The sequence below is a fragment of the Agrococcus sp. SL85 genome (genome assembly GCF_026625845.1).
GTDB lineage: Bacteria > Actinomycetota > Actinomycetes > Actinomycetales > Microbacteriaceae > Agrococcus.
In genome coordinates this window covers 1,231,227-1,244,242 of sequence record NZ_CP113066.1, presented here as the reverse complement: position 1 = coordinate 1,244,242, position 13,016 = coordinate 1,231,227, and the positions used below count along the sequence as shown (strand labels likewise).

Sequence of the window (13,016 nt, the reverse complement as noted above, 5' to 3'; positions counted from 1 at the left end):
CGTGCGCCCGCAGGCGCAGCCTCAGTAGTTGAGGTTCGCGAGCGTCGCGGCGTCGACCTCGATGCCGAAGTCGGCCGCCTGCGCCTGGATCTTCTGCGCGCGGGCGAGGCGCGGCAGGTCGGAGCCGTCGGTGATCTTGCCGCCGGACTCCTCGAAGGCACGCACGAAGCCGTGCGCCCACGCGACGTCCTCGGGGCTCGGCGCGAGGCCGGCGTTGATGGCGGCGGCCTGCGTGTGGGTGAGGCAGAGCTTGCCCGACATGCCCATCTCCTTCGTGAGGCGGGTGCCCTCGGCGAGGGCGTCGGCGGAGAGCGTGGGGCCGTCGATCGGTGCGGGCAGGCGCGCGGCGCGCGAGGCGATGACGAGCTGCGAGCGGGCGTACGCGAGCGCCATCGGGTCCTCGCCCGTCGCGGTGTCGCGCTTGAAGTCGCCCGTGCCGAAGGCGATGCGGAAGGTCGAGGGCGCGTTCGCGATCTCGGCGACGCGCTGCAGGCCGCGGGCCGTCTCGACGAGCGCCAGGATCGGCATGCCCTCCGGCAGGCGGTCGGCGGTGTCGTTCACGTGGCTCGACGACTCCGTCTTCGCCAGCATCACGCCGACGAGGCCGGGCACGTCCTTGAGCGCGGCGCAGTCGCCGCTCCAGAACTCGGAGGCCGCGTCGTTGATGCGCACCCACGCGCGGTGCCCGCTCGAGAGCCAGCGCACGGTCTCCTCGCGCGCCTGCGCCTTGTCCTTCGCGGCGACGGCGTCCTCGATGTCGATGATGATCGCGTCGGCCTCGCTCTCCTGCGCGATCTGGAAGAGCTCGGGCTTCGAGGCCGGCACGAGGAGCCAGGAGCGGGCGATCTGCGGGGACACGGCGGTGTGAGGCACGCCCTCCAGCCTACCGAGGGCGCCCGCGGCCGACGGGGTTGCGTGCGTTGCGGTCGCGCCGGCGCCCGCTCGCCCGACCGGCCGCGGAGCCGTCAGGAGTAGCGTCGCGCTCGGCGGCCGGACCCGGGCGCCCACCGCGAGCGACGAGACGAGACGACGATGACCCGGCTGACGCCCTACCTCTCCTTCCCCGGCACCGCGCGCGAGGCGCTCACCGCCTACCGCGACGTCTTCGGCGGCGAGCTCGTGCTGCACACGAAGGGCGAGTTCGGCGCCGAGGGCGACCCGCAGGCGATCGCCCACGGCATGCTGCAGGGGCCCGTCGAGCTCTTCGGCTCGGACGCCGGCCCGGGCGACGCCCCGCTCCGCCTCGAGGGCGTGCTGCTCTCGCTGCTCGGCACCGCCGACGCCGCGACGCTGCACCGCTGGTTCGACGCCCTGGCCGAGGGCGGCACCGATGTCGATCCGCTGCAGCGGCGCCCCTGGGGCGACTCGGACGGGCAGGTGACCGACCGGTTCGGCGTCCGCTGGCTGATCGGCTACCAGGGCGACCCGCCCGCCGGCGAGGTGGGCTAGCGCTCGTCGTCGCGGCCGCGCAGCCGGTCGAGCTCGCGCCGCTCCCGCTTCGTGGGGCGCCCGGCGCCGCGGTCGCGGCGCGGCACCATCTGGGCAGCGACCGGATCCGGGCGCGCGGGGGTGCGGTCCTCGAACGCGGCCGCCGCGAGCGGCGCCCCCACGCGCTTCGTCAGCAGCTGCTGCACGACGAGGATGCGGTCGAAGCCCGCGATCCGCACCCGCACCTCGTCGCCGATCCGCACCGGCTGCGCCGCCTTCGCGCTCTGGCCGTTGACCTTCACGTGGCCGCCGCGGCAGGCCGCGGTCGCGGCCGAGCGGGTCTTGGTCACCCGCACCGCCCAGATCCAAGCATCGAGCCGCACGCTCCCGCTCATGGTCAGCGCGCCAGCACCTCGAGCACGGCCTCGCCGTAGCGCTCGAGCTTCGACTCGCCCACGCCCGAGATGGTCGAGAGCTCGACGAGGGTCTCGGGCCGCCGCTCGGCGATCGCCGCGAGCGTCCGATCGTTGAAGACGACGTAGGCGGGCACCGCCTGCTCCTTGGCCGTCTCGGCGCGCCAGGAGCGGAGCGTCTGGAACGTGGCCTGCTGGGCGTCGTCGAGCTCGAGGGTGGAGGCCGAGCGCTTCGGCGCCCGCGCGGGCTGCGCCGCCTCGTGGCGCAGCCGCACCGGCCGCTCGCCCGCGAGCACCGCCGACGACTCCTCGGTGATCGCGAGCACGCCGTACTCGCCCTGCACGCGCAGCAGCCCCTGCGCGAGCAGCTGCCGCACGACGCCGCGCCACTGCGGGCCCGAGAGGTCGGCGCCGATGCCGTATGTGGCGAGCTGGTCGTGGCCGAAGCGGCGCATGCGCTCGGTGTCGGCGCCCACCAGGATGTCGACGAGGTGGCCGGCGCCGAACGACTGCCGCCGCTCGCGCTGCAGGCGCACGATCGTCGAGAGCAGCTTCTGCGCGGGCACGGTGCCGTCGTAGGCGTCGGGGGGCGAGAGGCAGGTGTCGCAGTTGCCGCAGGGCTCGGACTCCTGCCCGAAGTACGCGAGCAGCTGCTGGCGGCGGCACTCGACCGTCTCGCAGAGCGCGAGCATGGCGTCGAGGTGGAGCGACTGCGCGCGCTTGCGCTGCTGGTCGCCATCACCGTCGGCGATGAGGCGGCGCTGCTGCACGACGTCCTGCAGGCCGTAGGCGAGCCACGCGGTCGACGGCTCGCCGTCGCGGCCGGCGCGGCCCGTCTCCTGGTAGTAGCCCTCGACCGACTTCGGCAGGTCGAGGTGCGCGACGAAGCGCACGTCGGGCTTGTCGATGCCCATGCCGAAGGCGACCGTCGCGACGACGACCACGCCGTCCTCGCGCAGGAAGCGGCGCTGGTTGGCGCCGCGCACGGCGGCGTCGAGGCCCGCGTGGTACGGCAGCGCGTCGATGCCCTGCTGCCGCAGCCACGTGGCCGTCTGCTCGACCGAGCGGCGCGAGAGGCAGTAGACGATGCCGGCCGCGCCCTCGTGCTCGTCGCGGATGATGCGCAGCAGCTGCGCCTTGGCGTCCTGCTTGGGCGCGATCCGGTACTGGATGTTGGGGCGGTCGAAGCTCGAGACGAACACGCGCGCGCCGCCCAGGCCCAGGCGCTCGACGATCTCGGCGCGCGTCTCGACCGTGGCGGTGGCGGTGAGGGCGATGCGCGGCACCTCGGGCCAGCGCTCGCCGAGGATCGAGAGCCCCAGGTAGTCGGGGCGGAAGTCGTGGCCCCATTGGCTCACGCAGTGCGCCTCGTCGATCGCGAAGAGCGCGATGGGCGCGGCGTCGAGCAGCGCCTGCGCGACGGGCAGGCGCTCGGGCGCGAGGTAGAGCATGTCGAGCTCGCCCGCGAGGAGCCGCCGCTCCACGTCGCGGCGCTCGTCGACCGACTGCGTGGAGTTCAGGTAGGCGGCGCGCACGCCGAGCTGCTCGAGCGCGTCGACCTGGTCGTGCATGAGCGCGATGAGCGGGCTGATGACGACGCCCGTGCCCTCGCGGACGAGCGAGGGGATCTGGTAGCAGAGGCTCTTGCCGCCGCCGGTGGGCATGAGGACGACGGCGTCACGGCCCGCGACGAGCTCGTCGATGATCTCGCCCTGCGGGCCGCGGAAGGCGTCGTAGCCCCACACGCGCGTGAGCGCCTCGAGCGGCGTCGCGGCCTTCGCGGAGGCGGCGACGCCCGGGGCCCGCGGCGCGGACGCGAACGACCGGGGCACGCCTGCACGACTCCCTCCGGCCCCGTCGCCGGCGGGTGCATCGGCATCGGAGGGCGGCACCCAGCCGTCGTCCGGCGCGTCGAAGGCGCCCCAGTCGCCGTACGCGTCGGGTGCGTCGTCGTCGCTGGGCGGCGCCCACTCGTCGTGCCTCGCGTCGGTCACGGCTCCCCCTCCGCTCGTGTGCGCCTCCCACCCTAGGCGCGGCCGCCGACGCGGCGCGCCGCGGCGCCGGGCGGGTGTGGGCGGCCGCGGCCCTCAGGCGGCGCGGTCGCGCTCGGCCGCGCGGGCGAGCAGCGGCACGAGCCGCTCTGCGTCGTCGGGCGCGGCCAGCTGGCGCTGCGTGAGCCACACCGCCACCTGCCGCGAGCGCGGGTAGGCGTACAGCGCGGTGCCGGTGCCGCCCATCCAGCCGTAGCGGCCGAGCGCGTGCCACGGCTCGCGCTCGACGACGTCGACGGAGCCGCCGAGCGACCACGACTGGCCGTCGAGGAACGGGTCGGCCGGATCGCTCGGCGCGCCCGGCCGCAGCAGCAGGGCGAGCGACTCGGCCGAGAGCACCTGCTCGCCGGAGCCGGACCGCCCGCCGTCGACGAGCATCCGGCCGAGCGCGAGCAGATCGTCGAGCGTCGAGACGAGGCCCGAGGCGCCCGACTCGAAGGCCACCTCCCCCGCCCAGCCGCCGTCGGGCGGATCGACGACGACGGGGGCGTCGCCCTCGAAGCGGTACGAGGTGGCCGTGCGCGCCACCTGCTCCGGTCGCAGCCGGAATCCGGTCTCCCGCATCCCGAGCGGGCCGAGCACCGTCTCGTCGAGCACCGCGCCCAGGCAGCCGCCGAGTCGCGCGAGCAGCGCGCCGGCGAGGTCGAGGCCGGTGTTGTAGGTCCAGCCCGCGCCCGGCTGGTGCGCGAGCGGCACCTGCGCGATCGCCGCGAGCCACTCGTCGAGCGGCCGCGCGCACGCGGGATCCGGCGGCCCCTGGCCGAGCCCGGCGAGCGCGTGCGCGAGCGGGGCGTCGAAGTCGGTGGTGAAGCCGAGGCCGCCGCGGAGCGCGAGCAGGTGCCCGACCTCGATCGGGTGCTCCGCCGGCACGGTGTCGTCGAGCGGTCCGGAGGGGTCGCGCAGCACCCGCGGCGCGGCGAGCTCCGGCAGCCAGCGCTCGACGGGGTCGTCGAGCCGCAGCGCGCCGCGGTCGACGAGCGCGAGCGTCGCGACGGCGACGATCGGCTTCGTCACCGAGGCGATCCGCATCACGGTGCCGCGCTCCATCGGCGGCCCGCCGATCGTGCGCGCCCCCGCGACCCCGACGTCCTCGTCGACCGGTCGAGCGATCGCCGCGACGACGCCAGGGACCCCGTGCGCGCGCACCGCCTCGTCGGCGATCCCCTGCACGGCTCCCATGCTCGGCCGCCCCTCGGCTGCCCGGCTCAGCGCCTGCGCGCGAGCCACTCCTCGAAGGTGACGCGGCCCTTGCGCTCCTCGGTGAGGTTGGCCCCCGAGCGCACGTACTCGAGCAGCGAGGGCGGGAACGGGCCGTTGACGATGAGCCCGCGCGCGCCCGTCGCGGCCTGCCACGCCTTCGCGAGATCGCGCGAGACGCGCACCTGCGGTCCCGCGATCGGCACGATCTCCTTGCCGGAGGGCTCCGTCGCCTCGTCGGCGACGAGCGAGGCGACCTCGCCCACGTCGACCGTCTGCAGGCGGCCGCCGAGCATCACGGGGATCGCGCCGAGCGCGGCGCCCGCCTCGAACATGTCGACGGGCCACTCGTGGAACTGCGAGGCGCGCACGGCGACCGCCTCGAGCGCGGAGGCGCGGTAGACGTCCTCCTGCTCGAGCTTCTTGCGGTGGTAGGACAGCCTTCGAGCGGTCGACGCCGAGGATCGAGAGCACGACGGCCCGCTCGACGCCCGCGGCCTCCGCGGCCGCGACGACGTTGCGGGCGCCGACGGTGAAGGGGCGGAGGTCGAGCGGGTTCCGCGAGTTCGAGGCGTCGACGATCGCCTCCGCGCCCGCGAAGGCCGTGTCGAGGCCCTCGCCCGAGACGATGTCGGCCGCGACGCCCGGGGCGCCCGCGATGGCCTTGCCGGACCTCGAGAGCGGCACGGCCTCCGCGCCGCTCCTGCCGAGCGCCCGCACGATGGCCGAGCCCGCGTTCCCTGATCCGCCGATCACGACGATGCGCATGGCCCCACGCTACGCCCGCAGCCTGTGCCTCCCCGCAGACGACGATCCGGCCCCGCGGTCGCCGGGGGCGACGACGGGGCCGGATCGGTGCGGCGTCAGTCCTCCGCGGGAGCCTCGGACGCGGCGGCGGGCTCGGCCGCGGGGGCCTCCACCGCCTCCGCCTCGGCCGCCTCGATGACCGTGAGCGTGTCGAGCAGGTCGTCGCCGGGGACGACGGGCAGCATCGGCGCCTCGATCTCGGCGCGCTCCAGCAGCTGCTGCATGCGCTTGCGGCGGGCCGGGGCGATGACGGTCACGACGCGGCCGTCGCGGCCCGCGCGGCCCGTGCGGCCGGAGCGGTGCAGGTAGGTCTTGTACTCGTCCGGCGGATCGGCCTGCACGACGAGCGCGACGTCGTCGATGTGGATGCCGCGGGCCGCGACATCGGTGGCGACGAGCACGTCGACCTTGCCGCGGCGCAGCTTCTCGAGCGAGCGGTTGCGGCGCGCCTGCGTGAGGTCGCCGTGGAGGCTCACGGCCGTGACGCCCGCGTCGGTGAACTGCTCCTGCAGCCGCTCCGCGTAGGCGCGGGTGCGGGTGAAGACCACGATGCGGCCGGGGTTGCGCACGATCTGCTCGAGCACCGCGTCCTTGTCGTAGCGATCGGTCACGAGCACCTGGTGGTCGATCGTCGAGGTCGCCTGGTCCTCGCCCGCCACCTCGTGCACGGCCGGCTCGGGCAGGAACTCGCGCACGATCGTGGCGACCTCCGCGTCGAGCGTGGCCGAGAACAGCAGCTTCTGGCTGCCGGGGCGCGTGCGGCGCAGGATGCGCTGCACGGGCTCGAGGAAGCCGAGCTCGCACATGTGGTCGGCCTCGTCGACCACGGCGATCTCGATCGCGCCGAGGTTGAGGACGCCCTGCTCGACGAGATCCTCGATGCGACCGGGCGTGCCGATGAGGATGTCCACGCCCCGACGCAGCGACTCCACCTGCATGCCCTGGCGGACGCCGCCGACGATCACGGTCGTGAAGATGCCGACGGCGCGGCCCACGCCCATGACGGTGTGGTTGATCTGCTGGGCGAGCTCGCGCGTCGGCGCGAGGATGAGCGCCCGCGGCGGGCGCCCGATCTCGCGGCGCTCGGGGCGGTTGCGCAGCAGCAGCTCGACGATCGGCGAGCCGAACGCGATGGTCTTGCCGGAGCCCGTGCGGCCGCGGCCGAGCACGTCCTTGCCTGCCAGCACGTCGGGGATCGTGGCCGCCTGGATCGGGAAGGGCGTCTCGGCGCCCATCGACTTCAGCGCGCCCGCGATGCCGGCGCCGAGGCCGAGGTCGGCGAACGTGACGCCCTCGACGTCCGCCGCCGCGGTCGCCTGCGCCTCGAGGCGCTCGAGGACGACGTCCTCCTTGGCCTCGAAGGGCTTGGCGTCGTTCGAGGGGTAGTAGGTGGAGTCCCGGCGCGGCTGCGCGTCGCGGTCGCGGTGCGGGCGCTCGTCGCGGCGGTCCTCGCGCGGCGCGCGGTCCTCGAAGCGACGCGGACGGTCGTCCTGGCGACGGTCGTCGCGACGGTCGCTGACGTCGCGGCGCGGCCCGCGGTCCTCGCGGTCCTCGAAGCGACGCGGACGGTCGCCGAAGTCGCGGCGCGGGCCACGCTCCTCGCGGCGGGCGCCGCCGAAGTCGCGGCGCGGGCCACGCTCATCGCGGTCCTCGAAGCGACGCGGACGGTCGCCGAAGTCGCGGCGCGGGCCACGCTCCTCGCGGCGGTCGCCGCCGAAGTCGCGGCGCGGGCCACGCTCCTCGCGGCGGTCGCCGCCGAAGTCGCGGCGCGGGCCGCGCTCATCGCGGCGGTCGCCGCCGAAGTCGCGGCGGGGGCCGCGGTCGCCGAAGTCGCGACGCGGGCCACGCTCCTCGCGGTCCTCGAAGCGACGCGGACGGTCGCCGAAGTCGCGGCGCGGGCCACGCTCGTCGCGACCCTCGAACCGGCGCGGACGGTCGTCCTGACGACGGTCGTCGCGGCGGTCGCCCCCGACGTCGCGGCGCGGGCCGCGGTCCTCGAAGCGACGCGGACGGTCGTCGCGGTCCTCGAAGCGACGGGGCCGGTCGCCGAAGCCGCGGTCGTCGCGGCGCGGGCCACGGCCGTGGTGCTCGTCGCGGCTGCGGTCGAAGCCGCGCGGGCGCTCGCCGCGGTGCAGGCGGTCGTCGCGCTGGTGGTCGCGGCCGCCGCGGGCGTCGCCGCGCGTGCGGAAGGCCGGGCCGCGCCCGCGCTCGCGGTCGCGCTCCTCCGGCGGGGTCCAGTTGGGACGGCGCGAGCCGCCCTGCTGGCCGCCGGGGCCGCCGCGCTGCGCGCGGCGGTCGCGGTCCTCGTCGCTCCAGCGGCGCTTGCCGGGCTGCTCGTCGCGGTAGCCGCGGTGGCCCTGGCTGCGGGAGCCGGGTCGGTCGTTCGGTCGTCGGGCGCCGCCGGGGCGGTCGTCGGGTCGTGCCATCGCTCGTATCTCTCTGCGCGCGAGGACGTGCTCGCGCATGGTGAAGCCGCTGATCATCGCGGGGGTGGTCGACCGCGAGGGTGCTCGCGGGATCTCCGGCCGCGGCGACACTCCATCGCGGCGCACACCTGCGCCATGTCCCGAGCCGACCATCCCAGGCTACGGCACCGAGGGCGCGAGCGCGAGGGCGGGCCGCATGCGCGGCTCGGCCCGGCGGGGCCGGATGCTCGCGCTCAGCCAGGCTGGTCGGTGCCGCGGAGCCCGCCCCGCATCACCGAGGAGGTCCAGCCGCGGCCGTCGAACCAGCGGAGGTCGGCGCGTCGGAACGGGTCCGGGTACCAGTCCTGCCGTGCCTGCTGGGCCGAGCCCGGGGCGAGGCCGACGCGCGCGGGCGCCCCGTGGTGCGGGTCCGCGCCGAGCCGCGGCGCAGCGGGGCGCTGCGCCGCGAGCCACGCCTCGTAGGCCCGCGCCTGCTGCTCGTGCGACGCGCGCTCGAGCCGGTCGAACTCCGCCGGCGTCGGGATGGGGGCCGCGGCGCCCGGGCCCACCGCCCGGCCGTAGAGGTCGCGCTCCTGGGCGGGCACGGGCCCCGAGGGCTGCGGCTGCGCGGCGGCGGAGGGCATCGCGCCGACCGGCGCCGGCGCGGGCTCGTCGCTCTGCAGCACCGGGTCGACGAGCGCGCCCGTGCGCTGCCCGAAGCTCGACCCGTGCGGTGGGACGGAGGCGGTCGACCCCGGCGTGGGCCCGACCGCGGGCGACGGCGCCGAGGGCAGGGGCGACGAGGTGCCGAGGATGCGCGGCGCCGCCTCGTCGGGCGCGGCGGCGCTGGGCGAGGGTGCGACGAGCCCGAGCCTGCGCGCCGCCCCTGCCGGCGCTCGGCGCGGCCGGGGCGCTCGCGATCGGCGTCGTCGCGGGCACGAGCACGCGCGCATCCCGCGCCGCGTAGTAGTACATGGAGGCGTCGGAGGGCCACTGGCCGTCGATCCGCAGCTGCGCGAGCCCGCCAGGTGCGTCCGGCGGCACGAACGTCAGGCGCGTGCCGGTGCCGGCCGGCACGCGCACGGTGATCGTCGAGCCCTCGACCTGGCCGTCGGCGCGGGTCACGAAGAGCGTCACCGGCAGGTCGCCCGCGGGCACGTGGAGCGTGACGTCGCCCCAGTCGAGGGGCGCGCGCCGACCGCCCACGTCGAGCGTCGGCGGCTGTCGGAACGCGTCGATCCTGCCGTCCTGGGCGGCGGATCGCACGATGAGGAAGCTGGGCACCCGGGCTCCCTCCTCACGCGCTCGTCGATCCCGCTGCTGGCGATCGACCATCGAAGCACGCGATGGCAGGAGCGGCCTGGGAGGGAGGTCAGCGCCGGCTGGTCGTCCTGCGCCCCGCGTCCTCGAGCTCGCTCCGCCGCTCGGCCCGCGTGCCGGAGCCGCGGCGCACGCGCCGCCGCTCGAGCGCGCCCTCGACCACGAGGTACAGCACCGGCAGCACCACGAGCGTGAGGACGGTGGACGAGACGAGGCCGCCGATCACGACGATCGCGAGCGGCTGCGAGATGAAGCCGCCCTGCCCCGTGAGCCCCGCGGCCATCGGGATGAGCGCGAAGATCGTCGCCGCGGCCGTCATGAGGATCGGCCGCAGCCGTCGCTCCGCGCCCTCCATGAGCGCCTCGCGCACCCCCAGGCCGCGATCCCGGTACTGGTTGACGAGGTCGATGAGCACGATCGCGTTCGTCACGACGATGCCGACGAGCATGAGCACGCCGACCATCGAGGCGACGCCCAGCGGCACGCCCGTGAGCAGCTGCATCGCGATCGCGCCCGTGGCCGCGAAGGGCACCGAGACGAGCAGCAGGAACGGCTGCAGGAGGCTCTTGAAGGTCGCGACCATGACCACGTAGACGAGCAGCACCGCCACGAGCGCGGCGATGCCGAGCTGCGTGAACGCGTCCGAGATCTGCGTCGCGACGCCGCCGATCTCGGCGGTCGCGCCGTCCTCGAGCGCGAGCTCGTCGACCGCGGCCTGCACGCGCGCCGAGACGCCGCCGACGTCGGCCGCGTCGGGGGTGACGGTGACCGTCGCGGTGCGGCTGCCGTCGCTCGTCTCGATCGAGACGGGGCCCTCCACCTCGGTGACCTCGGCGACGTCCGAGAGCGGCAGCGGCCCCTGCGGGGTCGGCAGCTCGAGCGCGCGCAGCTCGTCGAGCGTCGCGGCGGGCGCGATGGCGTCGAGGTAGATCGTGACGATGGCGCCGTCGAGCTGGATGTCGCCGACGGGCGTCGCCTGCATCGCCTGCGCGACGAGGCCCGACACCGCCGCCTCGCTGAGCCCGAGGCCCGCGGCGAGCTCGCGGTCGACGGCCACCTGCACGAGCGGCTGGGCGCCCTCGAGCGAGTCGTCGACCTGCGCGACGCCGTCGACGCCGTCCATCGCGCCCACGACCTCCTCGGTCGCCGCCTCGAGTGCCGCGGGCGTGGGCGCCTGCACCTGCACCTCGATGTCGCCGCCCGCGAGGCCCGCAGCCTGCCCCACGGTCACCTCGCCCGTCGCGTCCTGCGAGGCGTCGCGGATGCGCTCGCGGAGCTCGGGCATGTCGGTGCCCTCCGCGGCGATGACCGAGTACGAGATCGCGCCGGCCCCGCCGCCGCCTGTGAAGGCGGCGAAGGATGCCGCGGCGCCCGAGGAGACGGTCGCCGAGACGGTCTCGACGCCGTCGAGCGACTCCAGGTCGTCGGTGAGCGCCTCGGCGGCCGCCAGCTGGGCGTCGAGGGAGGCGCCGGGCTCGAGCCGCTGCGTCACCTGCACCGAGGTCTGGCCGTCGTCGCCGAGGAAGTTGATGGCGAGGAGCGGCGCGGCGGCCGCGCTGCCGCCCAGGATCGCGACCGCCGCGACGAGCACGAGCACGGGGTGGCGCAGCGTGCGCGCGAGGATCGGGCGATACGCGCGCCGCAGGCGATCGGGCCGCTCCTCGTCATGCGATGGGACGTCCTGCGCTCGGGCGATCTCGTGCGCGGGGACGACCGGGGGCTGCGGCGAGGCGGCGGCTGCCGCGGCGCGCGCACGGCGCGGCAGGAGGCGCCACGGCCACGGCCGCGGGTCCTGCGGCGCCGCGGCGACCGCGACGGCGGCAGGCACCGGCTCCGCGGCCGCGAGCTCGGCCTCGGGCTCGTCGTCCGCGCCGCGCGGCCCGCGCAGCAGCCAGTAGGCGAGCACGGGCACGATCGTGAGCGCCACGACGAGCGAGGCGAGCAGCGCGAGCGAGACCGTGAGCGCGAAGGGCCGGAAGAGCTCGCCCGTGATGTCGCTCACGAAGGCGAGCGGCAGGAAGACGATGACGGTCGTGACGGTCGAGGCGGTGATCGCGCCCGCGACCTCCCGCACGGCGTCCATGATCGCCCGCGCGCGGGAGGCCGTGAAGGCGAGGTGCCGCTTGATGTTCTCGATCACGACGATCGAGTCGTCGACGACGCGGCCGATCGAGATCGTGAGGGCGCCGAGCGTGAGCACGTTGAGCGAGAAGCCCGCGCCCCACATGCCGATGAAGGTCATGAGCACCGAGACGGGGATCGAGACCGCCGTCACGAGCGTCGAGCGCAGCGACCACAGGAAGACGAGGATGACGAGCACGGCGAAGGCGAGGCCGAGCGCGCCCTCGACCGCGAGCGCCTCGATCGACTCCTCGACGTAGGGGGCCTGGTCCAGCACCGTCGTGAGCTCGACGCCGTCGCCGAGCTCGGCGCGGAGCGCGGGGAGGATGTCGGTCACGGCGTGCGAGACGTCGACGGTGTTCGAGGCCTGCGTCTTCGTGATCGAGAGGATGATGGCGGGCTCGCCGTCGACGAGCGCGATGGACGACGAGGGATCCTCGGCGAGCGCGACGTCGGCGACGTCGCCGATCGTCACGGCGTCGGTGAGCGGCAGGGCCGCGACGTCGTCGACCGATCCGAGCCGCTCGCCGATCTGCACGCTGAGCGTCTGGTCGCCCGCGTCGACCGTGCCGCCCGGCAGCAGCCGGCCGCTCTCGTCGATCGTCGTCGAGATGTCCTGCCGCGAGAGCCCCTGGGCCGCGAGCGCCGCGTCGTCGGGCGCGATCGTGATGCGCTGGCCCGGGGCGCCCTGCAGCTGCACGGCGCGCACGCCCTCCACGCGCTCGAGCTGCGGCACGGCGATCGTCTCGATGCGGTCGACGAGCGCCGCGCGGTCGCCGGGGCCGGAGACCGCGATGCGCAGGATGGGGAAGTCGGCGATCGAGCCGGTGAGCACCGTCGACTCCGCCTCGGCGGGCAGCTGCGACTGGATCCGGTTCACCGCCTGCTGCACGCGCTGCTCGGTCGTCGGGATGTTCGTGCCGTACGTGAACGACGCGATCACGGTGCTGACGCCCGTGGACGAGGTGCCGCTCGTGCCCTCGAGGCCCGGCACGGCCTGCACGGCGCGCTCGACGGCCGTCGTGATGTCGGCGCTCACGATCTCGGGGCTCGCGCCCTGGAGCGTCGTCGTGACGACGACCGCGGGCAGCTCGAGCTCGGGCGTCAGCTCGGTCTTGAGGCTCGAGAGCGCCACGCCGCCGAAGACGGCGATGCAGAGCGTCGCGAGGGCGACGAGGGCTCGGTTCTTGAGGCTCGCGAGGGACAGCAGGTGCACGTGCCGATCCTCCCACCGCCGGATGGGCGTCCGCCCGGGGGATGGCCCCCGTCCTGGT

9 protein-coding genes and 1 pseudogene are annotated in these 13,016 nt (G+C 75.7%); 1 reads left to right on the top strand and 9 read right to left on the bottom strand.

Annotated features, from left to right (window positions below):
- Window positions 1-21: 21 nt before the first annotated feature.
- Window positions 22-873: an HpcH/HpaI aldolase/citrate lyase family protein gene (locus OVA14_RS06075; protein WP_267505355.1), complete on the bottom strand. Its 852-nt coding sequence runs from the start codon at window positions 871-873 to the stop codon at window positions 22-24.
- A gap of 159 nt (window positions 874-1,032) precedes the next feature.
- Between OVA14_RS06075 and OVA14_RS06070 the strand changes: the two genes are divergently transcribed.
- A complete protein-coding gene (locus OVA14_RS06070) occupies window positions 1,033-1,449 on the top strand; it encodes a VOC family protein (RefSeq protein ID WP_267505354.1) in 417 nt (138 codons plus the stop codon).
- On the opposite strand, the gene OVA14_RS06065 is transcribed toward OVA14_RS06070, so the two are convergent.
- From OVA14_RS06065 to OVA14_RS06035, 8 genes and pseudogenes are all read right to left on the bottom strand, one after another.
- Complete coding sequence (locus OVA14_RS06065) at window positions 1,446-1,823, bottom strand: RNA-binding S4 domain-containing protein (protein WP_267505353.1); 378 nt, start codon at window positions 1,821-1,823, stop codon at window positions 1,446-1,448. The two genes, OVA14_RS06070 and OVA14_RS06065, sit on opposite strands and share 4 nt — an antisense overlap.
- A gap of 2 nt (window positions 1,824-1,825) precedes the next feature.
- Window positions 1,826-3,835, bottom strand: a complete 2,010-nt coding sequence (gene recQ / locus OVA14_RS06060) for a DNA helicase RecQ (protein ID WP_420710621.1) — start codon at window positions 3,833-3,835, stop codon at window positions 1,826-1,828.
- A gap of 93 nt (window positions 3,836-3,928) precedes the next feature.
- Window positions 3,929-5,062: a serine hydrolase domain-containing protein gene (locus tag OVA14_RS06055; RefSeq protein WP_267505352.1), complete on the bottom strand. Its 1,134-nt coding sequence runs from the start codon at window positions 5,060-5,062 to the stop codon at window positions 3,929-3,931.
- A 35-nt stretch (window positions 5,063-5,097) separates the two neighbouring features.
- Window positions 5,098-5,460, bottom strand: a complete 363-nt coding sequence (locus OVA14_RS06050) for a hypothetical protein (protein WP_267505351.1) — start codon at window positions 5,458-5,460, stop codon at window positions 5,098-5,100.
- Window positions 5,461-5,590: 130 nt separating this feature from the next.
- Window positions 5,591-5,857, bottom strand: a pseudogene (locus OVA14_RS13800) (hypothetical protein); the annotation flags it as partial.
- 95 nt (window positions 5,858-5,952) lie between these two features.
- On the bottom strand, window positions 5,953-8,322 hold the full coding sequence (locus tag OVA14_RS06045; RefSeq protein ID WP_267505350.1) for a DEAD/DEAH box helicase: 2,370 nt from the start codon (window positions 8,320-8,322) through the stop codon (window positions 5,953-5,955).
- Window positions 8,323-8,555: 233 nt separating this feature from the next.
- Entirely contained in the window at window positions 8,556-8,987 is a 432-nt protein-coding gene (locus tag OVA14_RS06040; protein WP_267505349.1) for a DUF2510 domain-containing protein, read from the bottom strand.
- A 686-nt stretch (window positions 8,988-9,673) separates the two neighbouring features.
- The gene (locus OVA14_RS06035) at window positions 9,674-12,958 is read right to left on the bottom strand and encodes an efflux RND transporter permease subunit (protein WP_267505348.1); all 3,285 of its coding nucleotides are present in this window, start codon (window positions 12,956-12,958) and stop codon (window positions 9,674-9,676) included.
- Window positions 12,959-13,016 lie beyond the last annotated feature (58 nt).

Bases quoted from the DNA above. Each gene is read 5' to 3' on its own strand.
- OVA14_RS06070 (WP_267505354.1), top strand. From the start codon at position 1,033: ATGACCCGGCTGACGCCCTACCTCTCCTTCCCCGGCACCGCGCGCGAG.
- OVA14_RS06065 (WP_267505353.1), bottom strand. From the start codon at position 1,823: ATGAGCGGGAGCGTGCGGCTCGATGCTTGGATCTGGGCGGTGCGGGTG.
- OVA14_RS06045 (WP_267505350.1), bottom strand. From the start codon at position 8,322: ATGGCACGACCCGACGACCGCCCCGGCGGCGCCCGACGACCGAACGAC.